The 23,491-nt window shown below is 65.5% G+C and carries 21 protein-coding genes; 5 read left to right on the top strand and 16 right to left on the bottom strand.

Features of this window, described 5'->3' with window-relative positions:
• Positions 1-3: 3 nt before the first annotated feature.
• The 6 genes from GGC64_RS19965 to GGC64_RS19940 are packed head-to-tail and all read right to left on the bottom strand — an operon-like array spanning position 4 to position 6,809.
• Positions 4-477: a (2Fe-2S)-binding protein gene (locus tag GGC64_RS19965; protein WP_192724280.1), complete on the bottom strand. Its 474-nt coding sequence runs from the start codon at positions 475-477 to the stop codon at positions 4-6.
• A complete protein-coding gene (locus GGC64_RS19960; RefSeq protein WP_192724279.1) occupies positions 470-1,345 on the bottom strand; it encodes a xanthine dehydrogenase family protein subunit M in 876 nt (291 codons plus the stop codon). The genes GGC64_RS19965 and GGC64_RS19960 overlap by 8 nt, the downstream gene beginning before the upstream one ends.
• The gene (locus GGC64_RS19955; protein WP_192724278.1) at positions 1,342-2,034 is read right to left on the bottom strand and encodes an SRPBCC family protein; all 693 of its coding nucleotides are present in this window, start codon (positions 2,032-2,034) and stop codon (positions 1,342-1,344) included. Before GGC64_RS19955 ends, GGC64_RS19960 begins: the two co-directional genes overlap by 4 nt.
• The gene (locus tag GGC64_RS19950) at positions 2,034-4,349 is read right to left on the bottom strand and encodes a xanthine dehydrogenase family protein molybdopterin-binding subunit (protein ID WP_192724277.1); all 2,316 of its coding nucleotides are present in this window, start codon (positions 4,347-4,349) and stop codon (positions 2,034-2,036) included. The genes GGC64_RS19955 and GGC64_RS19950 overlap by 1 nt, the downstream gene beginning before the upstream one ends.
• A gap of 55 nt (positions 4,350-4,404) precedes the next feature.
• The gene (locus GGC64_RS19945; protein ID WP_192724276.1) at positions 4,405-5,523 is read right to left on the bottom strand and encodes an XdhC/CoxI family protein; all 1,119 of its coding nucleotides are present in this window, start codon (positions 5,521-5,523) and stop codon (positions 4,405-4,407) included.
• A gap of 56 nt (positions 5,524-5,579) precedes the next feature.
• Positions 5,580-6,809: a cytochrome P450 gene (locus tag GGC64_RS19940; RefSeq protein ID WP_192724275.1), complete on the bottom strand. Its 1,230-nt coding sequence runs from the start codon at positions 6,807-6,809 to the stop codon at positions 5,580-5,582.
• 92 nt (positions 6,810-6,901) lie between these two features.
• Here GGC64_RS19940 and GGC64_RS19935 point away from each other — a divergent pair, with 92 nt between their 5' ends.
• Both GGC64_RS19935 and GGC64_RS19930 read left to right on the top strand, forming a co-directional pair.
• A complete protein-coding gene (locus GGC64_RS19935) occupies positions 6,902-7,558 on the top strand; it encodes a M15 family metallopeptidase (RefSeq protein ID WP_192724274.1) in 657 nt (218 codons plus the stop codon).
• Between the two features lie 16 nt (positions 7,559-7,574).
• Positions 7,575-8,444 (top strand): DKNYY domain-containing protein, encoded by an 870-nt coding sequence (locus tag GGC64_RS19930; protein WP_192724273.1) that lies wholly within the window; start codon positions 7,575-7,577, stop codon positions 8,442-8,444.
• An 11-nt stretch (positions 8,445-8,455) separates the two neighbouring features.
• Here GGC64_RS19930 and GGC64_RS19925 read toward each other — a convergent pair whose 3' ends face one another.
• The 3 genes from GGC64_RS19925 to GGC64_RS19915 all read right to left on the bottom strand — a co-directional run bounded on the left by GGC64_RS19925 (position 8,456) and on the right by GGC64_RS19915 (position 11,554).
• Positions 8,456-8,932, bottom strand: a complete 477-nt coding sequence (locus tag GGC64_RS19925; protein ID WP_192724272.1) for a hypothetical protein — start codon at positions 8,930-8,932, stop codon at positions 8,456-8,458.
• 4 nt (positions 8,933-8,936) lie between these two features.
• On the bottom strand, positions 8,937-11,015 hold the full coding sequence (locus GGC64_RS19920) for a DUF4185 domain-containing protein (RefSeq protein ID WP_192724271.1): 2,079 nt from the start codon (positions 11,013-11,015) through the stop codon (positions 8,937-8,939).
• Positions 11,016-11,188: 173 nt separating this feature from the next.
• Entirely contained in the window at positions 11,189-11,554 is a 366-nt protein-coding gene (locus GGC64_RS19915) for a hypothetical protein (protein ID WP_192724270.1), read from the bottom strand.
• A 55-nt stretch (positions 11,555-11,609) separates the two neighbouring features.
• On the opposite strand from GGC64_RS19915, the gene GGC64_RS19910 reads away from it, so the two are divergent.
• Positions 11,610-12,323 (top strand): cutinase family protein, encoded by a 714-nt coding sequence (locus GGC64_RS19910; RefSeq protein ID WP_370582204.1) that lies wholly within the window; start codon positions 11,610-11,612, stop codon positions 12,321-12,323.
• On the opposite strand, the gene GGC64_RS19905 is transcribed toward GGC64_RS19910, so the two are convergent.
• From GGC64_RS19905 to GGC64_RS19890, 4 genes are read right to left on the bottom strand one after another with little or no spacing between them, the layout of a single operon-like run.
• Complete coding sequence (locus GGC64_RS19905) at positions 12,320-13,882, bottom strand: peptide ligase PGM1-related protein (protein WP_192724269.1); 1,563 nt, start codon at positions 13,880-13,882, stop codon at positions 12,320-12,322. The genes GGC64_RS19910 and GGC64_RS19905 overlap by 4 nt on opposite strands.
• Positions 13,883-13,890: 8 nt before the next feature.
• On the bottom strand, positions 13,891-15,000 hold the full coding sequence (locus GGC64_RS19900) for a response regulator (protein ID WP_192724268.1): 1,110 nt from the start codon (positions 14,998-15,000) through the stop codon (positions 13,891-13,893).
• Positions 15,000-15,380 carry a response regulator gene (locus tag GGC64_RS19895; protein WP_192724267.1) on the bottom strand — a complete coding sequence of 127 codons (381 nt, stop codon included), beginning with the start codon at positions 15,378-15,380 and terminating at the stop codon, positions 15,000-15,002. Before GGC64_RS19895 ends, GGC64_RS19900 begins: the two co-directional genes overlap by 1 nt.
• Positions 15,377-17,569: a GAF domain-containing protein gene (locus tag GGC64_RS19890; RefSeq protein WP_192724266.1), complete on the bottom strand. Its 2,193-nt coding sequence runs from the start codon at positions 17,567-17,569 to the stop codon at positions 15,377-15,379. Before GGC64_RS19890 ends, GGC64_RS19895 begins: the two co-directional genes overlap by 4 nt.
• Positions 17,570-17,723: 154 nt before the next feature.
• Here GGC64_RS19890 and GGC64_RS19885 point away from each other — a divergent pair, with 154 nt between their 5' ends.
• Positions 17,724-19,559, top strand: coding sequence for an acyl-CoA dehydrogenase (locus tag GGC64_RS19885; RefSeq protein WP_192724265.1), 1,836 nt, complete (start codon positions 17,724-17,726; stop codon positions 19,557-19,559).
• 12 nt (positions 19,560-19,571) lie between these two features.
• On the opposite strand, the gene GGC64_RS19880 is transcribed toward GGC64_RS19885, so the two are convergent.
• Positions 19,572-20,657, bottom strand: coding sequence for a cytochrome P450 (locus GGC64_RS19880; RefSeq protein ID WP_225952237.1), 1,086 nt, complete (start codon positions 20,655-20,657; stop codon positions 19,572-19,574).
• A 226-nt stretch (positions 20,658-20,883) separates the two neighbouring features.
• Between GGC64_RS19880 and GGC64_RS19875 the strand changes: the two genes are divergently transcribed.
• Complete coding sequence (locus tag GGC64_RS19875) at positions 20,884-21,510, top strand: TetR family transcriptional regulator (protein WP_192724263.1); 627 nt, start codon at positions 20,884-20,886, stop codon at positions 21,508-21,510.
• 6 nt (positions 21,511-21,516) lie between these two features.
• Here the strand turns inward: GGC64_RS19875 and GGC64_RS19870 are convergent, their stop codons facing one another.
• Complete coding sequence (locus GGC64_RS19870; RefSeq protein ID WP_192724262.1) at positions 21,517-22,779, bottom strand: DUF445 domain-containing protein; 1,263 nt, start codon at positions 22,777-22,779, stop codon at positions 21,517-21,519.
• Positions 22,776-23,444, bottom strand: a complete 669-nt coding sequence (locus GGC64_RS19865) for an Abi-alpha family protein (RefSeq protein WP_370582203.1) — start codon at positions 23,442-23,444, stop codon at positions 22,776-22,778. Before GGC64_RS19865 ends, GGC64_RS19870 begins: the two co-directional genes overlap by 4 nt.
• Between the last annotated feature and the right edge of the window lie 47 nt (positions 23,445-23,491).

Genomic DNA, 23,491 nt, shown 5'->3' with positions numbered 1-23,491 from the left:
TAGTCAGGCTTGACTCTCTGCAGCGCGGTGAACTGCGTTGATGATGCCCTGGTAGCCCGTGCAGCGGCAGAAGTTCCCGGACAGGCCTTCGCGGATTTCTTCGTCAGTGGGTGTCGGGTTGTCCCGCAGCAGCGCGGTGATCGACATGACGAACCCAGGGGTACAGAACCCGCATTGCAGGCCGTGGCACTCCCGCAGCGCTTCCTGCACCGGGGACAGTGCGCCGTCGGCGGACGCCACGCCCTCGACCGTCGTCACTTCGCAGCCGTCCGCCTGCACGGCGAACATCAGGCAGGAGCGCATCGCCTGCCCGTCGACCAACACCGTGCACGCCCCGCAGGCGCCGTGCTCGCACCCCAGGTGCGTCCCGGTCAGGCCGCACCGCTCGCGCAAGTAGTCAGCGAGCGTCAGCCGCGGTTCCACCGTCGCCTCGGTCGGCTGCCCGTTGACGGACACCTGCACCGGCCACTCATGCATCGCTTGCCTCCGCTGTCGCAGACTTCCAGGCGCGCGCCACCATGGTGGCCCCGACCTTGGCTCGATAAGCGGCCGACCCCTGCAGATCGGCAGGGATGTCGGTCAACGCACTGACGGCCAGCCTGCCGACGTCATCGGGTGTGATGTCGTCGACGGGGCGCCCGACGACGGCCTGCTCGGCAGGCGAACCCCGCAACGGCGTCGATCCGAGACCCAGCAGCCCTATCCCGCAGCGGCTCACCCGATTATCCGCATCGAGCTGTACCGCGACGGCTGCACCGGCGATGGCGAAGTCGCCGTGCCTGCGCGCGAACTCCTCAACCGCGAAGCCCGACCGCGACCCCCACACGGGAAATCGCACCGCGGTGAGGATTTCGTCGGAGGCCATGGAGTTCTCCCACAGCCCGCTGAAGAACTCGGCAGCCGGGATGTCTCGTGCGCCGCGCGGCGAGACTGTTTCCATCCGCGCATCGAGCGCCAGCGCGACCGCTGCGTACTCCGCCGCGGGATCGGCGTGCGCGATCGCGCCCCCGAGCGTGCCGCGGGTGCGGATCTGGAAATGGCCGATGTACGGCGTCGCCAACGTCAGCAGCGGCACCGACTCTGCGACCTCGTCGTCCATCCCGACGAATACATGCGGCGTCGCGGCGCCAATCCGAATCTCGTTGTCGCGCACGTCGATACCGACCAACTCACTGATGCGTGAGATGTCGATGAGGTTGTCGAAATGCGTAAGGCGCATCGCGAGCATCGGTACCAGGCTCTGTCCACCCGCCAGTATCTTCGCATCGTCGCCGTACTCGGCTAGCAGCCCGACGGCTTCGTCGACGCCCTCGGGCCGGTGATACGCGAATGGGGCTGCCTTCATGACACCAACCGTGCCAGCGCATCCAGCAGATCATCGGAGCGGCGGTTACGTCGGCGACCCAGAAGGAAACCGATCACCCCGCCCGCCGCCAGCGCGACCAATGCGGGCGCGAACCGCTTGGCCATCGGCACCGCGACGACCTTGAGCAGGTCCACGGAATCCGCGGCGGCGGGTTGGCTTGCCGCCGTGAGGGTTTCGGCCGTGGGCGCGGCTGTGACGCTCGGCGCGGCTGTGGTGTTCGGTGTCCCACCGATGATGTCGGCCTCGAGCGCCTTGGCGAATTGTGCGATCAGATTGCCCGCGACATCGCCGAGCACGCCGCGACCGAACTGGGCGGCCTTGCCCGAGATGGTCAGGTCCGTCTTGATCACCACGGTGGTGGCGTCGCCTTCGTCCTTGAGTTGCGCCGTGACGACGGCGGCCGCGTTGCCGTTGCCCCTCGTCTCCTTGCCGTTCGCCTTCAGCACCACCCGATGCGCTGTTGGATCCTTCTCCAGGAACGCGGCATTTCCCTTGTAGGACACGGTGATCGGGCCGACCTTGACCTTCACCGCGCCGGTGAACTCGTCGCCGTCGACGGTCAGCAGCGTGGCGCCGGGAAGGCAGGGCGCGACGCGTTGGACGTCGGTGAGCACCTCCCACGTCTTCGCCGCAGGCACCGCGACCCGAAATTCGTTGTTCAGTTCCATTATTGGGACTCCTCGATCAGTGCGACGATCGCGGCTGGGCTGGCCGGTAGACGGGTGAGTGTGACGCCCAGTGGTGCCAGCGCGTCGTTGATCGCGTTGATCACCGCGGGAGTGGACCCGATGGCCCCGCCCTCGCCGACACCCTTGTAGCCGCCGATGCCAGGGCCGGGGATCTCGACGTGGCCGTACTCGATCGGGGGCACCTCGGTGGCGGTCGGCAGCAGGTAGTCGACAAACGTTGAGGACAGCGGGTTTCCGTCGTCGTCGTAGGCCATGTTCTCCAGGAGCGCGCCGCCGATGCCCTGCGCCGTGCCGCCCGCGATCTGCCCCTCGACCACATTGGGGTTGATCATCGCGCCGACGTCCTCGCTGACGATGTAGCGCGTCAGCGTGACGTGGCCGGTCTCGACGTCGACCTCGCACGTGCATGCGTGGGTGGCGTTCGCCCAGTGGATCATGGTCTGCGACGTGAAGCGCGCCGTCGCCTCCAGTGTCGCAGCCATCCCCGGCGGGAGTTGCTGTGGCTCGTAATACGACCGGTAGGCGATATCGGCGAAAGTGACGCTCTTCGACGGGTCGTCGCGGACAACGGCTTTCGATTCGCTCAGCTCGATGTCGGCCTCCTCGGCACCCAGCCGATGCGCGGCCATCGCCACGATCTGCTTGCGCAGCATGCTGCCCGCCTCGTGAACTGCGCCCGCCGTCATCGGACCGGATCGGCTGCCCTGCGTGCCCGCACCGTACGGTGTCACAGCGGTGTCGCCCTGGATGGTGGAGACGTCTTCGATGTTGGCGCCCAGCGCGTCTGCCGTCAGCTGCACGACCGTCGTCTCGATGCTGTTGCCGGTCGACCCGCCGTTCACGTAGACGTTGATCTTGCCTGTCGGCTCCATCCGGATGGTCGCACCTTCGGTGGCGAGGTGCCCCGTGGCCGCGCCCGTCGGCTCGATGTAGGCCGAGAAGCCGAGCCCGATATAGCGGCCCTGGTCCAGGGCTTCGCGCTGTTCGCGGCGAAACCCTTCGTGGTCAAGTATTTTCACGGCCTGCTCGAACGTGTCGGCGGGCGCGACGTGGTCGTAGGGCATGCCGTTGGGGTTGAAGTACGGCATCTCGTCGCCGCGCAGGATGTTGCGCCGCCGTAGCTCGACGGGATCCATGTTCATCTTGCGCGCGGCGATGTCGAGAAGAACTTCGCGGGCCAGCGTTTCGTACTGCCACGGCCCGCGGTAGGCCGCCAGCCCCGCGGTGTTCGAGAACACCGTCTTGTAGTTGAAGCTCGCCTTCGGTATGCGGTACGGCCCAGGGAAGAACATCCCGATCGCAGCGGTGGTCAGCACGGGGTAGGGCGTCGGATACGCCCCGACGTCCTGAAGGAAGTCGATGTCGGCGGCGAGGATGTTGCCCTCGGCGTCGAATGCCATCCTGGCCTTGCCGTCGACGTGGCGCGCCTGGCCGGCCGACATCAGGTTCTCGCGGCGGTCCTCTACCCACTTCAGCGCGACAGGGACCTTGCGTGCGGCCAGCAGAATGCACATGTCCTCGCGCATCGGGACGACCTTTTGGCCGAAGCCACCGCCGGTGTCGCGCATGATGACTCGCACGCCTTGCGCCGGAATGCCGAGCAGTCGCGCGGCGAATGCCCGCAGTTCGTGGGGGGTTTGGGTGGACGCCCACACCGTCAGCTCCGCCGAAGGGGCATCCCACTCCACGACCATGCCGCGGGTCTCCATCGGCACCGGCGCGTAAATCTGTTGGTAGACACTCGCTTCCGCGACGTGTGGCGCCGACGAGAAGGTCTCTTCGTCCGGCGGTGCGCCGCCCATACCGCCCGCAACGTTGTCGGGATACGCCTCGTGGACGATGACGTCGGCGCCGATGGCGCGCGTGAAGTCGGCGATCGCAGGCAGCGGCTCGTAGTCCACCTCGACCAATTCGACCGCATCTTCGGCGAGGTAGCGGCTCTCAGCGATGACCAACGCGACCGGGTCGCCGACGAACTTGACTTCGGCCTCGGCCAGCGGCGGGCGCGGCGTGTCCGGGATGTCCTTACCGGCGACCGCGTGCCACGCCTCCTTGACCTCCGGATTGATATCAGCGGCCGTCAACACCGCGCGGACCCCCGGCAGTGCGAGCGCCGCGGTCGTGTCGATGGCGCCGAGTTTCGCGTGGGCGAATGGGCTGCGCACGAAGCAGGCGTGCAGCATGCCCGGCCTGGTGACGTCGTCGACGAACGTGCCACGACCGGTGAGAAGCCGGTTGTCCTCGACGCGAGGAACGCGGGTGCCTGCGTAACGAGTAGCTACGGTCTCCGTCACGGAATCACGTTATCGTATTTGAGAGCGACATTTCCACCCTGATTGTCTCATCTAATTAATCGTGGTGGATTCGGCCATTGACCTCGGTCAACGGCCGTCCGCCGCCGCCCCATCGGCGCGCGATGATCTCCGCGGCGATCGAAACGGCTGTCTCTTCTGGGGTGCGGGCGCCCAGGTCGAGGCCGATGGGGCTGGCCAGTCTGTCCAGGTCGGCGTCGGTCAGGCCGACCTCGCGCAACCGGTTCATCCGGTCTTCGTGGGTGCGCCGTGACCCCATCACGCCGATGTAGTCGACCTCGGGCAGCCGCACCGCCACCTGCAACACGGGCACGTCGAACTTCGGGTCGTGGGTCAGCACGCAGATCGCCGTCCTGCCGTCGATGGCCCCCTGCTCGGCCTGCGCGCGCAGATAGCGGTCGGGCCAGTCAACGATGACCTCATCGGCGTCGGGAAAGCGGGCCTGCGTCGCGAACACGGGCCTCGCGTCGCACACCGTGACCCGATATCCGAGGAACGCGCCCTGGCGGGCCAGCGCCGCCGCGAAGTCGATGGCGCCGAAGATCAGCATCCGCGGCCGCGGGGCATGGCTGGCGACGAACACCTCCATGCCCGCTTCCTGGCGCTGCCCGTCGGGGCCATACGACAGCACCGCGGTTCGGCCCGCGGCAAGCAATCCTTTGGCGTCGTCGGCGACGGCGTCGTCGGCGCGCGCAGACCCCAGCGATCCCGTGACCGCTTGGGGCCCGACGACCAACCTGCGCCCGAGCCATGCGGGGTCGGGGTGTGCGATCACCGTGGCAACAGCAGTCGGGCGTTGGCCCGCAATATCGTCAGCGATCGTCTGCAACTGCGGAAAAGTGTTGCGCGACACCGGCTCTGCGAAGATATCGATGATCCCGCCACACGTGAGACCAACGGCGAAAGCGTCGTCGTCGGATATCCCGTAGCGGTGCAGTTCGGGTCGTCCGGTTTCGACGACCTCGTTGGCGAGTTCGTACACCGAGGCCTCGACGCAACCCCCTGACACCGAACCGGCGACGGTGCCGTCGGGGGAGACCACCATGGTGGCGCCAGGCGGGCGCGGCGCGGACTTGATGGTGCGGACGACGGTGGCGACGCCCGCCGTCCCGCCGGCATGCCACACCGCCAGCAGTTCGTCGAGCACGTCTCGCACGGTCGCTAAGTCTATGCCGGTGACCCGGCCGCTCTGTGCGAGTGCTCAGCGCGACGTCAGGCCGCGTCGAATTCCACCGGCAGCATGTCGGGCCCGCTGATGCCGACCAGCGGCTTCCACGGCGCAGGACCTGCGCGACGCAGGTTGCGCATGCGGCGGGCCATCACGGTCAACGCTTCGGCCATCTCGCGCCGGGCCAGGTTCGCGCCCAGGCAGTAATGTGCGCCAGCGCCGAACGACTGCATCGGCGGCGCCCCTTCGCGCGTGATGTCGAGACGGTCGGGATCCTCGTAGACCGATGGATCCCGGTTGGCAGCGGCCGTGTTGACCCAGACGAATGTGTCTGCCGGGATCACGACACCCTCGTACTCGACGTCTTCGGTCGTCATCCGCATCACGCCGAAGGTCACGGGATAGAAGCGCATCAGCTCTTCGACCGCCTTCATCGCCAATTCGGGATGCTCGGCGAGCAGCTCCCATTGCTCGGGATGATCGCAGAGCGCATCGATGGCAGCGGCCACCTGGTTGCGGGTGGTATCGGTGCCTGCCATGAGAATGCCGCCGGCAAGCATGCGAAGTTCGGCCATGGTCAGGTGGTCGCCCTCGTGCTCGGCCCGAACCAGCCCCGTGATCAGGTCGTCGGTCGGCGAAGTGCGTCGCTCGGCCACCATGTCGTCGACGTAGTCGTCGAGTTCCCGCCACGCCTTGAGGATCTCGGCCTCGTACTCGGCCGCCCTCCAGGTGAAGGTCTTGAAGAAGTCGTCGGCCCACGCGGAGAACAGCTGCCAATCCTGGCGTGGCGCCCCGAGCAACTCGCAGATCACCGGAACCGGATAGGGGCGCGCGATGTCCGCGACGATCTCCGAGCGGCCGAGCTCCATCAGCGGGTCGGTCAACTCGTTGATGATGGCGGTGATCGTCTTGTCCAGTCTCGCGACCGAGCGCGGGGTGAAGGCCTTGGACACCAGTCGGCGTAGCCGAGCGTGGTCCTCACCGTTGATGCACAGTAGCGACGAGCTGACCCGATCCCACAGCTCGCCAGACGTGATGCCCTGCGTCTCCAGGCCCATCCCCGGCGGCGGGCACATCCGCGGATCACGCAGCGCGATGTGGGCGAGTTCGTATCGCAGGATCTCGGGCCCCTGCGCCCCCATGCCGATCGCGGATTGTTCCCGCGCTCGCTTGAGGTTTTCGTGCGCCGCCTGCGGGCTTGGCGCATCTTGGTAGGAGACGATTGGCAGGTCGGCCTCGAAGACGGTCGGGCACTTGACGGTCGCAGCAGTCATGCTGGCCTCCTCTTTTCGGGACGCCTACATGGTCTGACCGCATACAGGGGGCCGATAGCGTATGCGGATACCTGCTTTTGGGAGGTGTTTGCATGCGAGTACGTGTGGTCGTTGTGCTGGCAACTTTGTGTATCGCCGGCAGCACTTCTGTCAGCGCATTTGCCGCGCCACCGGTGCCCCCGGTGTCCGACGCCGCGCGGGCGGCCGGGCTGATCGACGTGCGCACTGTAGTACCCGACGCGATCATCGACCTTCGGTACGCGACGCCAAACAACTTCGTCGGGGTCCCGCTCTACCCCGCGGACGCCCGCTGCCTGGTGCACGAGTCGATGGCGCAGGGCTTGGCTGCCGCCGCTGCGGTATTGCGGTCCAAAAGTGAAGTGCTGCAGTTCTGGGACTGCTATCGGCCCCACGATGTGCAGGTGCGAATGTTTCAGAAGGTGCCCGACCCGAACTGGGTCGCCAAGCCGGGGCCGTACTCGCGCAGCCACGAGACCGGCCGATCCGTCGACGTGACGATCGCCGACGCCGCCGGACCTCTCGAGATGGGCACCGACTTCGACGACTTCACTCCGCGCGCACTGGCCTACGCGACCGACGGCGTCAGCGCGGCCGCGCAGGCCAACCGCGCCCGACTGCGCGACGCGATGAGCGCAGGCGGACTGACGGTCTACCAGGGCGAGTGGTGGCATTTCGACACCAGCGGCGCCTACGAGAAGCGCCCGATTCTCAATGCGCCGCTGAATTAGGTGCTTCGATCGTCGCATGCGCAGATCGATCGCGGCCCTGTGCCTCGTCGCGGTGGTGTTGTTGCCGGCCTGCAGCGACAACAAGGCGCCCAACTCGCTGTTCGACGGCGCCGGCTACCACGTCCGCGGCGACAAGGTGTACTACCTGGTCGCGTTCCCGGGTAAGGCGTTCGAAATCCCGGACGCAGACCCCCTGTCGTTCAAGGCGTTTGACACCACCTATGCAAAAGACAAGACCAACGCGTATTTCAACGGCCACCCGATCGCGGGCGCTGATGCAGCCAGCTTCGACGTGCTGAGCCGCAGCAGCTTCGCCAAGGACCGCAGCCACGTCTACCAACTGGACCGGCCGATCAGCGAGGACCCGGTGCACTTCGAGTTCCTCGACGGCGGACTGTCGAAGGACAGCGCCGCCGTGTACTGGACCGACGGTCGGGTGTTGTCCAACGATCCAACGCATTTCGCGGTCATCTCCAGCGACGATCATTACCTGTTCACGAAAGACGGGCGAAGCGTCCACGTCAACGGCAACCCGATCGCGCAGGCGGATCCCGCGACATTCCGTGTGCTGGCAGGCGCATACGCGCAAGACGCTCACCGAGTCTTCTACTTCACCGATCCGGTAGTGGCCGCCGACGCGGCCTCATTTCGTCCGCTCGACGGGCCGTATGCCCGCGACGCCACCCGCATCTACTGGATGGGCAAGGTGATCGACGGCGCCGATCCCGCCACCTTCCGTGTGTTGAACGCGGCGTTCGAATGTTCAGCCGATGCCACCCGTGCGTACTACCGGCAGGCCGTCATCGTGGGCGCAGACCCGAAGACTTTTCCCGCTGGGCGTCAGGCGACCAACTGCAGCGACACCACCATCTCGTTTGCCGAGTAGGGCGCGCCGGCTCAACTGGGGCTTCGGGTCCACAGGCAGTGCCCGCTCAGTTCCACCGAGAACAGACTGGGCAGCAACTGAAGCGAAAGTGGTTGTCCTGGTTCACCTTCGGAGACCTGCGGTGCGCTCTTGACGCCAGGGCTGACGACCGTCTGTTGCTCGGCTCGGCATCGGCTGCCGGGTTCCAGCGGGGTGGCGGTCCATTGACCCGATGCGACGTCGGGGTTGCGTAGCCCCTGGCCGTGCAACGTGATCGTCGGCCCGACGCTCAACCACCGGTCGTTGGGTGGTTGCGGTGCTGTGAGGGCCTGCCACTGTCCATCGACGCACACCAGGGGTGTCAGTTCATCTGCGGGCCAGGTCATCACGCCGGCCAGGTCGGACGTGCACGCCGTACCGGCCTGTGGCGCAGGCGGTTCGGCGGACGCGACGGGCAGTGCGCCCAGCGCGGCCGCCAGCACCCCGATGGCGAGCGTCGTTCTCAGCATTGGGCTACACCTTCGTCAGGTCGGTGCGCATCAACATCACGTTGTACTGCGACCACAGCGACAGGTTCCAATACAGGTCGGTTCCCGTGCCCATCGTGGACGGCGACCACGGATGCATCATCGGCGCGTAAATGCCGCCGTTCTGCTGTGTGAGAATGGTTTTCGCGGTTGACCACGCGCCTTGCGGACTGTCCGAGGTGCGGATCACGATGTTGTTGAACTGGTCGCCGTAGAGCACGACATACTTGTTGAGCGTCTTGTTGAATTGCACCGACATTTCGCTGACGGTGTTGCCCGCGCTGGCGACGCCGCAGGCCCCGCCCTCCTTGCCGAAGACAGGGGTGGCCTTGCCGGGGTCGTTCTTATACCACCCGGCGGGCGTGCTCGAGAACCAGCTCTTCGTGCCCTTGCTGTAGTACTCGTACTTCGTCGTGTCCAGGATGTCCTTGGGCAGCACGCGGGACACATACGCAGCGCCCTGACGGCCGTTCGGTGTGCCGTACGCGTAGACGTAACCGTCGTTGCCCAACACGAACGCCGCCTGCTGGAAGTTCTTGTTACCGCTCCACGACTGGTTGTACCGGACGGATGTCGGTGCCACGGTCCAGTTCTCACCGTTGTCCGTCGAGTAGGCGATCGCGGAGTAGTTCGTGGTCCACGAGCCCGGGTTGCCCCACTGCTTGACCGACATGAAGCTCATGTACTGGGTGGCCCCGAACCGAGTGCCCGGCGTCGGGAGGCTGATGCCCGCCGTCGGGATCAGCGTCACGCCCGCGGGCAGCTTGCCGGGGAAGATGACTTGGCGCGCTGTGGTCGGGCTCGACAACGGCGCGCCGCCGAACATGTTGCCGTTGAACCACTCTCCGTCGGGGATCGACATGCCGTCGACGAGCAAGGTGTCGCCGCTGCGCAGAATCGTGTTGGACCGCCAGTCACCCGTCATGTTGGCGCCGCTGAATGTGTCGCCGACGGCGATGAGTATTTGGTGTTCGTTGTACGGCGTGCTCGGGTCGTCGGGAATGCCGTTGTCCCACATCGTCCCGACGTCGGTGCCCCAGATGGAGAATCGCTGGGACGTGTTGTTGGGCAGGAAGTTTCCCGTGACCCAGTCGACGAAGTTCGTCGACGTGCTGAGTTGCTGACCGGGAGCGGGGAAGGCAGGTCGAGGCGGAATGGGGTTATTGATCGAGGCAAGCGCGAGGCTGGTGAGGCGCGCCACCGGCGAGGCGGTGTCGGCCGTTGCGCCGGCCAACACCGCGAAGAAGTTGTCGAACTCCTTGCGCGCGAATGCGAGCAGGCTCCAGATCAGCGGGGGCTGCGCCGGTGTCGTCGGCATGTTGCCTGCCAACGGGTTCAGCACGAAGCCCAGGACGTTCGACACCAGCTTGGTGACGGCGGTCAGCGGACTTTCCGGTGCTGTGGTGACGGCCGGCTGCGTTGTGTCGACGGAGGTGACTTGGGCCGCCATCATCGGCGAGATCCTTGTCGGCGACGCGGCGGCCAGCGTTCGTGCATCGGCGAACACGGCGACCGGATCGGTCGACTCGAGTGCCGCGGTGGGATCGGCGACGGACCGGACAGTGTGGGCGGCCACCGAAGTCGTCGACTCCTCGGACGTTTTGGTCGACGCCTTTTTTACGGCGGTCGGCTTCGGCTTCGGAGTTTCTTCAGGTGTTTCGGTCGCGGGTGCCTGCGTGGGCTCGGCGCTTTGCGTGGGCTCGGTGGTCGGCTCTGCGGCCTGAGTCGGCTCTGTCGTTGTGCCCGTGGTGGCGGTCGTCCCGGTGTTGGTCTGCGCGCTCACCACGGTGCCGTCCTTCACCGTGGTCGTGGTGGTGCCCGCCGAAGTGCTGGGTTTGTCGGGCTCCGGTGTCGACGGTTCGTTCGACGCCTTCGTGTCGGTGGTGGTGGCCGGCGCTTTGGTGTCGGTCGCCCCGCCCGTCGATGCGTCAGTCGTGTCAGCCGACGGCGGGGTCGCGGGCGCATCGTCGGCGGCGGCGACCCCCTGTCCTGTGGCGATCGCCGTTCCAACGCCCAACGCGACCGCCAGTCCCCCGACGCGTCCGATGTACGCTGCCGCTCCCATGCCCTGCCTCCATGAAGCTTCTCCCCCGTCAATTAGCAATATGGGCCCATTAAATCGAATCGAGGGGACGGCCACAGCAAAAGGGACAAACGTCTCAAGAACAACAGCTGTCGCAGTGGTTTTGATCTTGGTGGGGTTTTTTCGCGGTTTTTGCGTGTGGAGCTATACCTGCGCTAGGGGTACAGCCCGGCCTGTTGAAGCGCCTGCTCGTAGAGTTTGCTCGCCTCGGCGATGCCGTCACCGACCCACGCGTCGACGACTCCGACCCGGTCGGCGACGAGCTGGACGCGGTTCACCCAGACCTGGAAGTCGTCGTCGTGACGCAGCGCGTCGACCTGCGCCTGGGTGCCCTGAATCAGGAAGAAGCCGCCCAGCTCTGTGGTCTGTGGCCGCAGAATCGCGATATCGAACCGCTCGATCCGGTCATTTTCTGCCAGACGCTCGAGGTAGGACCTCGACTCGGTGAGCAAGTCGAGGGCTTGTTTTTCCCGGCCCTGTGTGGGTAGTCCCCATGCGACCCAGAATCCGGATTCGGCCATGGCCCCGACCTTAAACTGAGGATCGGTCTATTCGGGGAAATGTAGGAGTTCACTCATGACGGACCGAATCGCTCGTTTTCTGCATCTCGCGGGTGTCGCAATCCTGGCTATCGGGATGCTGCTGACCGCACAAATCCCGGCCGCGTCCGCGCAGCCGTGCCCGGACGTGGAGGTGGTTTTCGCGCGGGGCACCGGCGAGCCGCCGGGAGTCGGCGGTGTCGGGCAGGCGTTCGTCGACACACTGCGCTCGCAGATCGGCGCGAAATCGATGGATGTGTACCCGGTCGACTACGTCGCCAGCGGCGACTTCGGTGACCGCATCGGGTTCGCGAGAACCGTCGTCGACGGGATCAGGGACGCCGGCACCCACGTAGAGGCGACCGCGGCGAACTGTCCGAACACCAGGATCGTCATCGGCGGGTACTCCCAGGGCGCCGTGGTGGCGGGTTACGTGACCGCTGCGGTCATCCCGGATTCGGTCCCTGCCGAATTCCGGTCCTTCATCCCCAATCCGATGCCGCCCGAGGTGGCCAACCACGTCGCCGCGGTCGTTCTGTTCGGCAAGCCGTCGACTCAATGGCTGAGCGACGCGGGCGCCCCGCCGGTGGTGATCGGTCCGCTGTACGTGCCCAAGACTCTCGATCTGTGCGCCGACGGTGACACGATCTGCAACGGCGCCCCGTTGGGTGGCCCCTCGATGGCGCACGCCATGTATCCGATGAACGGCATGGTCAACCAGGGCGCAGAGTTCGCGGCAGGCCGGCTCTAGCCGATCACGCAGCCTTCTTCGAGCGCCTGCCCCGCCTCCTGCAGAACGACGGACTGGGCCAACTCGTAGAGGCGCGCGGCGTCCTCGGGGGTATCGCCGACTGCGGTCAAACCGACGCGGCCGCACTCGGTGAGGCAGCTGATCATGTGGAACACCACGCCGGTTCGCCGAGCCTGATCGAAATGCAGGCCGTGACGCACGACGACGTCGAACAGCTCGCGCACCGTCAGCGCCTTGAGGCGGTCGTCCTCGAAATGGTCGGTCGCGATCAGATGTTTCTCGCTGCCGCTGGGTGTCAGGAACACCCCGCGCTCGCCGTCGTAGGTGCCGTCGGTGAGGAACTGCAGGGTGAGGAACGGATGGGTGGTACCGCCCTTGCGGAGGTTCAACTCGATCGCATATGGCGTCCATGCTCCCGTGTTGTCTTGCACCACAACGAAATCCACTGCGAACCTACCGAGAGCGCCCAACTCGGCCAGGCGTCTGCCGATCACCATGGCGGGCTCGGCAATAGCCGCCGCGTAGTCCGGGTTGGCCGGGAAGACGCAGCCTAGATACTTCTGGCCGCTCTTGCCGCCGAGCAACTGGTCGTGGGTGGACAACAGCTCGACGGTGCCGTCGGGCAGGGCCCGCATCTGCACGCTCGGGCTTTCCAGCGCCTGCCCGGTGATCCGCTCTTCGACGATCCCGCCGTCCTTCTCGAACGCGGCCAGATACGAGTCGACGGAAAGGGTTTCGGCTTCGGGCGCCATGTTCATGATGCGGTCCTTGATGACGGCCGCCTCATCGGGCGCGTCGGGAGCGGGCAGGTCGCTGAGGTCCACCATCGCGTTGCCGGCCCCGGAGACCCCTTCGTTGAGCTTCACGATCGCCTGGCTCAGCGACGGCCGCCGCCGCCGCATGCTCTGCACGCCGGCGATGATGTCGTCGACTGTGCGGAGGTCCTCTGCGCCAACCGGACACCGCACGCCGAGATCCTCGAACATCCTGCGGCAGCCGGTCTTGCTGCCAAGATCCTCGAGCCGGGGGTCCGCGCCGTACATCGGAATTCGCAAGCTCAGCGCGACGTCCCGCTCGAGCGGCGTGGTGTTGTACGGGATCAGGTGGCTGCGGTCCGGATCGGGAATCAGTGACCTGATCTCACGCAGAAGTCGCGGCCGTGCAAGCAGTTTCGCACTCAGCGGAAGCGTCGATGCGTCACCGACGGGGACCAACGTCAGGCGGGCGCGCGCGTGGCTGGGGATCACGCCGGGCAGCAGCCCGAGGTAGTACTCGATGATCGACTCGGAGACCGGCTGGCTGGTCACGTAGATCATCTGCAGCCGAGGCTGGCGCAACAACAGCAGCAGAAACAGCGCCCGCTCCTCCATGGCCTGCATGACGGTGCCGCTGCCGGATGTGGTGCGGGCGATGCTGATCGAGGGCACCACCACGACCGATTCACCCTCCAGGTCGCGCCGCATCGACTCCCAGACGCCCGGCATGGTCAGCTGTAGTTTGTCGAAGTAGTTGTAGCGTTGGTCTTCGTCGAGCTCCGACAGTTTCTGACTGGGTGCCATGTCTTTCCTTAATTCTCTTTGAGTGCGCTGATGTTGTGCACCCGCACCTTGCGGCTGAATCCCTTGGGCTGCACGTCCCCGACCATTTCGGAGACGCAGATGTCCTCGGTGGCAGCGAGCACGCGGTCGGTCACCAGCACCTGCCAGGGGCCCGCATCCGAACACAGCCTCGCGGACAGATTGGTGACGCTGCCGATGGCGGCGTAGTCGAACCGGCCCTCGAAACCGATCCGGCCGAGCGTCGCGTGGTTCTGGGCGATGCCGATGCCCACGGCGAGCTCGTAGCCCCTGCGGCGCCAGCCATCGGCCAGATCGCGCACGGCGTCACGGATCTCAAGTGCCATCCGCACCGCCCGCTGCGCGGGGTCGTCGCATTGGACGGGGTCGTTGAAGAACACCATGATCCCGTCGCCGGTGAACCGTTCCAGCGTGCCTTCGTAGGCATGGACGAGGCGGCCGATGGCGTGGTGATATTCGGCGAGTACGCCCATCACCTCCTCGGGCTCACTGGTCTCTGCGAACGGGGTGAAGTTCCTGAGATCGGTGAACAGGACCACGATTTCGCGGCGGTGGCTGGCAAGCAGGCTCTCGTCGCCGACCACGAGGTCGGCAAGCTGGGGGGACAGGAAACGGCGTAACCGGTTGGTGCGCTCCAATTCCGAAACCTGTTGGGCGACGCGGCTTTCGAGTTCGGCGTTCCACTCGGCCAGCTCGGCGGCCTGGCGCAGGATGGTGTCGTGATAGCGCTTGATCCGCGTCAGCGACGCCACCCGCGCCAGCAGCTCGCTCTTGTCGAAGGGTTTGGTGACGAAGTCGTCGGCGCCAGCCTGCAGTGCCGCCAGCCGTTGTTCACTGCCGCTGGCCGTGATCATCACGACCGGAAGGAATTCCGTTGCGGGAGTTGACCGTATCCGTCGGCACACCTCATAACCGTCCATCTCGGGCATCAGGATGTCGAGAAGAACGATGTCGATGTCCTCCTTCTCGAGCAGCGCGAGCGCTTCGGGGCCCGATTGCGCGGTCAGCACGCGGTGCCCGCGCGGGGCGAGCACCGCGTCGAGCAACTTCAGGTTGGTCTGCTGATCGTCGACAGCCAGTACCGTCGCCATGATGTCCATCAGTCCGCCTGTCCGCCGAGGAACGCTTCGATCTGGCCGGGTAATGCACGCACGCTGATCGGCTTCTCGATGTAGCCGTCGAAGCCGGCACGCGCTGCCCGCTCCTTGTCCTCTGCCATCGCGAAGGCAGTCACGGCGACGATCGGCACGTCAGGTCCGAGGGTGTCCCTGCGCAGTCTGTGCAGCGTCTCGGTTCCGTCGATACCGGGCAGTTGGAGGTCCATCAGCACCAGGTCCGGGGGAGTCTCCTTGGCCGCGCGCAGGCCCTCCTCGCCCGACTGTGCCTCGATAACGTCGTAGCCGGCGAAGCTCAATACATCGCGAACCAGCTTGAGGTTCAACGGATTGTCCTCGACTACCAGGATGCGGTGTGGCGTCAAAGCACACCAACTCGTTTCAGTGCTTCGATCAACTCATCGCGGCCAATTGGCTTGCGCAGGTAGGCATCCGCGCCGAGGGCGAGCCCGCGGGCCCGATCGTCGACGTCCGTGGCGATGATCACCGGGATGGTGGCGGTGCCGGAATCGTCCTTGAGGTCGGCCAGCACCTGCCAACCGTCGCGCCTGGGTAACCCCACTTCGAGGATGACGGCGGCCGGGCGTTCTTTGCGCGCCATCTCGAGGGCCTCGACGCCGTCTCTGGCCCGCAGTACCCGCGTCGGCGAACCGTCAAGGTAGGCCGAGTTGAGGTCCAGCGAGGCCCGGTCGTCGTCGACAAGGAGGATGGCCGGCACATCCGCGGGCACTGCCTCGTCACCCTTGAGCACCCCGGGGATCGAGAAACCGAACGTGCTGCCTTCGCCGGGAGTGCTGTCCAGCCACATGCGCCCACCCCACAACCAGACGAAGCGACGCGACAGCGTCAGGCCGAGGCCGGTGCCTTCCTCCTTCGGCGCGCCACGACGGCCCTGCTGGAAGGACTCGAAAATCCGTTCCTGATCTTCGAGTGGTACGCCGACGCCGGTATCGGTCACCGTCACCAACAAATCGCCCGCGTCGCGGAAGGCGCGGACGGCAACGGATCCGCCGTCGGGGGTGAACTTGACGGCGTTGGACACCAGGTTGAGCACGACCTGCTTGAACTTGCGCTCATCGGCATCGATCGTCGCGATTTCGTCGGCGACCTCGACGGTGACGGTGATCGCGTGCTGTGTCGCGCGCTCGCGCAGCATCGTCACGCAGTAGTCGATGGCGCTGATGACGCTGAATGTGCTTTGTTCAAGCACCATTTGGCCGGCCTCGACCTTGGACAGGTCGAGGATCTCGTTCAATAACTCCAGCAGGTGTTTGCCGGAGTTCCAGATGTCGCGCAGGTACTCGTCCTGGCGCTCGTTGAGTTCGCCGAACATCCGGTCCAGCAGCACCTCTGAGAAGCCGATCACCGCATTGAGTGGGGTCCGCAGCTCGTGGGACATGCTGGCCAGGAACTCGGATTTGTGTTGGCTGGCGACCTCGAGTTCCCTGGTCTTGGTTTGCAGCTCACCGAACAGGCGCGCGTTGACGATGGCAAGTGCCGACTGGCCCGCGAAGGTCTCGAGCAGTTCGACGTGGGGACCGAACGAGCCGGTGGTGCGCCGCCGGATCACCAGAACGCCCAAGATCCGCTCACCTCGCAGAATCGGAACCGCCAGCACAGACCGCCAGCCGTCGCGGAACAACGCTTCCAGGTGGGGGTCGAGTTCGGTTTTGGCTGCCAGATCAGGGACCTCGAGCGTGTGGTGGTCGGTCGCAGCCAGGCCGACCAGCGTCGTCTTGCGGTCAATTGTGATGGCGCGCAACTGCTTCAGCAGTTCGGGGCTGCTGCCGTATGCGGCGCGAACGTGAAAGGAATCGGTCGACTCGTCGTACTCCATGATGGATCCGCCGTCGGTGTTCGTCAGCCCCACGGCGTTGCTGACGATCTGGTCGAGCACTTCGTCGAGGTCGAGCGTCGAGCCGACGGCATCGCCGACTTCCCCCAGCACCTCCAGCTGCTTGACCTTGCTGGCCAGTGCGCGCCGCAGCGCGTCCTGGCGCATCACGATTGCGCCCTGCACGGCGAACTCCTCGAGGAGCTCGCATTCGCGGGTGTTGAAGGGCTTGACCCTGGTGCGCCACATGGACAGCACACCGACGACCTCGTTCTGCAGGATCATCGGCGTGGACAGCAGCGTGCGATAGCCGGCGAGGCGTTGCAGGTCTTGGCGCCCGAACTCGGCGTCGTTGAACACGTCGGGAATCTGGATTGTCCGCATCTCTTCGGCGGCGCGACCGACGGTGGATGATCTGTTCCTGGCAAGTGGGCGGTCGAGGACCTGCCTGCGAAATTCCTCGGGGATCTTGCCGGAGTGGCGCGACAGTCGGAACACATCCTCCTCGGGGATGTACAGCGTTGCGGCCTGCGCACGGCAGAGATGGGTGGCGCGCTCGAGGATGGTGTCAAGGATGACCTCGGGGTCGGCGTCGGCACGTCCTAGAGCTGCGAGGATCTCGCGACTTGCCGTTGACTGCTCGCGCGCGTCGCGCAGCGCCTCATTCAGTTGTGTCGAGGCGCGCGAGACTCGCGTCGTACGTTCGCTTCGCTCACCCACTGGTCCCTCCCGAACCCGTCTAAGTCTGCTGTTTACACAGCGACTTGACAGCCAATTGGCCGTGACAGTTTCGTCAATTTCGTCACACGCATGTGATATGCGGCCGCGCTGCGGCGACGGTTACTCTGAGCGCACCGACGGCGAAAGGCTGCCGATGAGCCACTACAAAGCCAACGTGCGTGACCTGGAGTTCAACCTCTTCGAGGTGCTCGACCTCGAGAAGGTGCTGGCCACAGGCGAATTCGGCGACCTCGACGGGCCGACCGTCCGGGACATGCTGCACGAGGCCGCGCGGCTGGCGGCGGGTCCGTTGGCCGAATCGTTCGCCGAGGGCGACCGCAATCCGCCCACCCTCGATCCGCAGACCCATGACGTGACGCTGCCCGACGCGTTCAAGGAGTCGGTGCGGGCCTGGAACGATGCGGGCTGGGTGCGGGTCGGACTGCACGAGGAAATCGGCGGCGTGCCTGCGCCGGCCAGCGTGGGCTGCGCGATCAACGAGTTTCTGTTCGGCGGCCAACCCGCGGCGTTCTTCTACCTCGTCGGCCCGCCCATGTTCGACGTCCTCTACCGCGTCGGCAACGCGCAACAGCGGCACTGGGCGGCGCTGGGGATGGAACGCAATTGGGGCTCGACGATGGTGCTCACCGAACCCGACGCCGGGTCCGACGTCGGCGCCGCGCGCACCAAGGCCGTCGACCAAGGCGATGGCACCTGGCACCTGGAAGGTGTCAAGCGTTTCATCACCTCGGGAGACTCCGACGACCTCTTCGAGAACATCGTGCACCTGGTGCTGGCCCGGCCCGTCGGCGCCGAGCCCGGCACCAAGGGCCTGAGCATGTTCTTCGTGCCGAAGTATCTGCCGGACCCCGAGACAGGTGAACCAGGTGCACGCAACGGAGTTTTTGCCACGGGTCTGGAACACAAGATGGGCCTGACCGCGTCGGCCACCTGCGAGCTGACGTTCGGCCAGCACGGTGTGCCCGCGGTCGGGTGGCTGGTGGGGGACAGTCACAACGGCATCGCGCAGATGTTCAAGATCATGGAGTTCGCGCGAATGATGGTGGGCATCAAGGGCGTTGCCACCTTGTCCACCGGCTACCTGAATGCCCTCGAATACGCCAAGACACGGGTCCAGGGTGCCGACCTCACGCGGATGACGGACAAGACGGCGCCTCGCATCGCGATCATCGGACACCCGGATGTCCGCCGATCGCTGATGACGCAGAAGGCCTATGCCGAAGGGCTGCGTGCGCTGTACCTCTACACCGCCGCCCATCTGGACGACGTTGCTGCACAACTGGTCTCGGGTGCAGACCCGGCAATGGCCGCGCGCGTCAGCGGTCTGCTGCTGCCGGTTGTCAAGGGGGCCGGATCGGAGCGGTCCTACCAGTACCTCACCGAATCACTGCAGACACTGGGCGGTTCCGGCTACCTCAACGACTATCCGATCGAGCAGTACATCCGCGACGCGAAGATCGACTCGCTTTACGAGGGCACCACCGCCATTCAGGCCCAGGATCTGGTGTTCCGCAAGATCATTCGTGATCAGCGCGGCGCCCTGGACCACCTCCTGCTGCAGGTTCGGACGTACCTCGACAGCGGCGCCGTGCCGCCGAGTCTGCACGACGCCACCGCGCACCTTGCCGCGGCAGCCGCCGACATCGACGCCATCGTTGCGACGTTCACCGATGTGCTCGTGCAGTCGAGCAGCGAGCCTCGCAACGTCTATCGGATCGGGTTGCAGGCGGTGCCATTCCTACTCGGCCTGGCCGACCTGCTGATCGGTTGGCTGCTGCTGCGCCAGGCCGACATCGCGCTTCGCACGCTCGATCAACAGCCGTCCCCGCGGGATGAGGCGTTCTATCGCGGGAAGGTGGTAACCGCAAGGTTTTTCGCGACCACGGTGCTTCCGCGGCTGAATGCTCTGCGCCGCACGATCGAGGCCGACGATCTCGCGATCATGGAGGTCAGCGAAGACGCCTTCTGATGCGTCGGCGTTTCACCACGTGACGGGCAACTCTTTCATGCCGTAGATATCCGACTCACCTTTGAACTTCAGTTGCTCCGGTGCTGTCGCCAAGCGCAGGCCGGGGAGGCGCCGCGCGAGCGTGGCGAAAGCGACCTGCATCTCCACCCGGGCGAGGTTCTGTCCGATGCATTGGTGCACGCCGTAACCGAAACCCAAGTGCCCGCGGGCGCTTCGCTCGACATCGAACGTCTCGGGGTTGTCGACGAACTCCGTGTCCCAATTGCCTGCGGGAAGGTTCATCACGAGCATGTCGCCTGCCCGGATACGCTGCCCGCCCAGTGTGAAATCCGCGAGGGCCACCCGGTCCACCTGGCTGTGCACGATGGTGAGATAGCGCATCAACTCCTCGACGATGTTGGCGACGACGGCGCGGTCTTCGGTGGCGGCGAGGCGTGCGAACACCTCGGGATGTTCGAGCAGCGCAACGGTTCCCAGCGAGATCATGTTGGCCGTCGTCTCGTGGCCCGCCTGCATCATGATCACGCCGTTCATGGCTGTGGTCTCACGGGTGAGTTGGCCGGTCGCTACGTACTCGGAGACGAGATGGCTGATCAAGTCGTCGCCGGGAGAGCGCTCTTTGCGGTCTATCAACTCCAGAAGGTAGACGTACATGACGGCGAAGGCCTCGGCCTTCTGCTCGTCGGAGGAGTTCATGTCCATTCCGCGTGACGTGTTGCTCTGGAAGAACTCGAGGTCCTGCGGTGGCACGCCGAGCAGGTGCGCGATCACGAGTGACGGAATCGGCAACGCGAAGTCGCGCACGAGCTCTGCGGGTGGTCCGTTGGCGATCATCGCGTCCAGGTGTTCGTCGACGAGTTCCTGGATCGCCGGACGCATCGCGTCGGTGCGTCTGAAGGTGAAGACGCTGGTCATCATCCTTCGCAGCCGATGATGTTCGGGATCGTCGGTCCGAGCGAACATCACGGGAATGTGGTGATCTTCGGTATCGGGAATCAGATAGTCCGGAATGGTCTGCGCGGACAGTCGTGGGTCGACGAGCGCGGCCCGGATGTCTTGGTAACGGCTCACCACCCAGGCCGGTTGGCCCCGGTACATCGCCCGTCGCAGGCCGGGTTCCGACCGCCATTGAGTGAATTCCGCAGGCGGATGCAGCGGGCAGTGCGCAGCACGTGAGGCGGGAATGACGGGCAGTTCCGTCTCCGGGGTCAGATCGGAAGTCGTTGATACCACCGGCGTTTCCCATCAAGTGTCAGATGCCTGTCAGTTGGTCCGAGCCTAGGACGCGCTTTATTGGCAGTCAACTGTCAGTTACGCTGACCACGTGACAGCGGTTACCGAACGGCCATTGCGGGCAGACGCCGCCCGCAACGCGGAACGCATCCTGCGCGCCGCGCGCGAGGTCTACAGCGAGGTGGGACCGGATGCGCAAATCGACGCGATCGCGCGCCACGCCGGCGTCGGCGAGCGCACGATCTACCGAAGGTTTCCGACAAAGGGTGACCTGATCGGGGCCGCCCTGGATCAGAGCATCGCCGAAGACCTCAGCCCGGCGATCGAAAAAGCCCGCCGGGCAGACAACCCGCTGCGCGGCCTCGCGCAACTGATCGAGGCCGCGATCTCACTGGGCGCCCGCGAACACAACTTGTTGACCGCGGCGCTGCGGGCCGGTTCGTTGAGCACCGACATCTCGGCCCCGCTGCATGAAGCGCTCGCCGAGCTTGCCGAGAGGGGCCAAGAGGCCGGCCTGGTGCGCGCCGACCTGGTCGCCGATGACCTGCCGCGAATGATCGCGATGCTCTACACGGTGTTGTTCACGATGGATGCGCGAAGCGACGGCTGGCGACGTTATGTCGCGCTCATTCTGGACGCGATCTCGACCGGTGACCCCGAGCCGCTGCCCGTTTCGGCTCCGCTGCGTCTCGATCGCGCGTCGAGCAGTTGGATGTGACTGCCTTCAGTGTCCGAACTGTTCGATGAGCAGGACCTGCAACTCGCCGACGACGCCGCCCAGCACGCCGCCGACCGCGATCATCAGCGGTTCGTCGTCCTTGAAGATGGGCCGAAGAATCGACTCGTACTGCTCGTTGGTGAGCTGATTCATCTTTTCGACGATGGTGTTCTCGAGGTCGATGGCGCCAACGGCGTACTCCTGCGCCTCGACCAACGTGGTCGGAAGACGGTCGAGCACCAGCTGCACCACCCGGTCCTTCAGTGCGCGATAGCGTTTCGTGCCGACGGCGAGCACGACGATCGGGCCCGCGATCCCGGTCTGCGCATCGATGGCAGCCTCGACTTCCTTGGCCGCCAACGCGAACAGCTTGTCCGAGCCGGGTCCCTTGAGGATGCCGTCGAGCAGGATCTCTGGTGAAAAGAGGTCGTCGGCAAGGATTTTGGCGTAGTCGCGGGTGATCTTCTCCCGTTGCGCGTGCAGCATTCCCTGGAATGCGAAGATGCCGAGAAACTTCTTGGGCTGCACAGGCCGGAACAGCATGTTGAGTGCGATGTAGTCGCTGATGAAGCCGACGGCGAAACCGAACGCAGGCATGATCCACGGGTTCTTGAACAGGGCCCACGCGATCATCTGCACGAGACCTATGGCAAGCCCGAAGTAGATTCCGCTGCGCCGGACGAAGGCCATCGCGTCGTCGCTGACGCCGCGCATCAGCTTGACCAGCTTCTCCTTATTGCGCACCAGCGTGGTGACGGCGAGGAATTGCAGATCGACGTACCGGCCGAGGTCCGCCTTCATCTCGTTGAGCATGTTCTCGGTGACGCGCGGTGCCTGTGCCTGGATGCGCTCTTGCACGGCCTTTCGTGCTGCCTCGGGCAGCGAGTCCCAGAGCCCGGGCCGAATCTGCTCGGCGAGGTCGCGGGAGATGTCGTCAACCGCCTGAACCAGCGGATCACGCAGTGCCTCAACGGCTTCCGCCGCATCGATCCGTTCCAACAACTCCTCGGGCTTGAGCAGGTTCGAGGTCAGCAATTCGATGGTCTTCGAGCCGACCTTGCCTGCCCGTCTCGGCACAATGCCCTGCCAGCCGATCGGCCCGATGCCCTTGAACTCGAGCGGGCGGTAAATCATCTCCAGCGCAACGATCTTGGTGCTCCAGCCGACGAAGGCGGCCACGAAAGGCATCGACAAATAGATCAGCCAGTTGGCGCCGAAGTCGTGTTTGATCTCCCGCCAGGACTGCAACGCGACCACAAGGTCGGTCACGACCCGCCCTGTTGCATCGTGGCGGCCCACAGTGACTGGCCGAGGCCGGACAGCGTCAGGGTGAACTTCTCGATCTTCGCGGCGAGGGGTCCGCGGGAGGCGGTCTTGATGGCCGCGAGTACCGACGGCTCGGCCATCAGCACTTCGTAGTCGTCCTTCAAATCGGGGTCCTCGGGACCGATCTCCACCAGGCCGAGGGAGAGCAGATGGCTGACATACGACGGGACCATGCCGGGCAATGCGACGTTGGCGGTCCGCCCGATCAACGATGCGTTCTCGAGCACGGCTCGGCCCTGGACACGGCGCCGGGTCCAGTCGTGAATGCTCACCAACGGCGAGGACGAGCCGTCGGACAGCGCGCTGATGATCCGCGCCTCGTCGGCGACCAGTTGGTCGAGGATGTGATGGAACAGCTCCATCTGACTGCTGCTGGTGCTGTGGTCGAGGGCCCGGTCGAGCAACCCGCGCATCTTCGAGCCCAGCGCTTCGGTGTCCGTGGGCTCTGCTGCGGCCTGGGGCGGGCTCGTCGGCGCCTCGGGCTCCTCAGCCTTTTCGCCGAGCAGCCCGATCAGCTGTTCCTGGGTCCGGATCGAGGTGCGCAGCCAGAATCTCGCGACTCCTGACGCCATTCCGACCAGTCCGAACGGATCTTGGGAATTCCCCACGAGTGAACCGTAGCGGCTGGGGGTACGGCGCAGCAGCGAGACGTCGT

Origin of the sequence: Mycobacterium sp. OAS707 (assembly GCF_014873705.1) — a bacterium.
Taxonomy (GTDB): Bacteria; Actinomycetota; Actinomycetes; order Mycobacteriales; family Mycobacteriaceae; genus Mycobacterium.
The sequence above is the reverse complement of the archived record's forward strand: the minus strand, read 5'-3'. Positions and strand labels throughout refer to the sequence as shown.

Excerpts from the sequence above, each read along its gene's own strand:
- GGC64_RS19940 (WP_192724275.1), bottom strand. The coding sequence starts at position 6,809 with ATGACTGCTGCGACCGTCAAGTGCCCGACCGTCTTCGAGGCCGACCTG.
- GGC64_RS19965 (WP_192724280.1), bottom strand. The coding sequence starts at position 477 with ATGCATGAGTGGCCGGTGCAGGTGTCCGTCAACGGGCAGCCGACCGAG.
- GGC64_RS19885 (WP_192724265.1), top strand. The coding sequence starts at position 17,724 with ATGAGCCACTACAAAGCCAACGTGCGTGACCTGGAGTTCAACCTCTTC.
- GGC64_RS19880 (WP_225952237.1), bottom strand. The coding sequence starts at position 20,657 with ATGTACCGGGGCCAACCGGCCTGGGTGGTGAGCCGTTACCAAGACATC.
- GGC64_RS19905 (WP_192724269.1), bottom strand. The coding sequence starts at position 13,882 with ATGGCACCCAGTCAGAAACTGTCGGAGCTCGACGAAGACCAACGCTAC.
- GGC64_RS19900 (WP_192724268.1), bottom strand. The coding sequence starts at position 15,000 with ATGGACATCATGGCGACGGTACTGGCTGTCGACGATCAGCAGACCAAC.
- GGC64_RS19935 (WP_192724274.1), top strand. The coding sequence starts at position 6,902 with ATGCGAGTACGTGTGGTCGTTGTGCTGGCAACTTTGTGTATCGCCGGC.
- GGC64_RS19930 (WP_192724273.1), top strand. The coding sequence starts at position 7,575 with ATGCGCAGATCGATCGCGGCCCTGTGCCTCGTCGCGGTGGTGTTGTTG.
- GGC64_RS19955 (WP_192724278.1), bottom strand. The coding sequence starts at position 2,034 with ATGGAACTGAACAACGAATTTCGGGTCGCGGTGCCTGCGGCGAAGACG.
- GGC64_RS19925 (WP_192724272.1), bottom strand. The coding sequence starts at position 8,932 with ATGCTGAGAACGACGCTCGCCATCGGGGTGCTGGCGGCCGCGCTGGGC.
- GGC64_RS19915 (WP_192724270.1), bottom strand. The coding sequence starts at position 11,554 with ATGGCCGAATCCGGATTCTGGGTCGCATGGGGACTACCCACACAGGGC.
- GGC64_RS19960 (WP_192724279.1), bottom strand. The coding sequence starts at position 1,345 with ATGAAGGCAGCCCCATTCGCGTATCACCGGCCCGAGGGCGTCGACGAA.
- GGC64_RS19910 (WP_370582204.1), top strand. The coding sequence starts at position 11,610 with ATGACGGACCGAATCGCTCGTTTTCTGCATCTCGCGGGTGTCGCAATC.
- GGC64_RS19920 (WP_192724271.1), bottom strand. The coding sequence starts at position 11,015 with ATGGGAGCGGCAGCGTACATCGGACGCGTCGGGGGACTGGCGGTCGCG.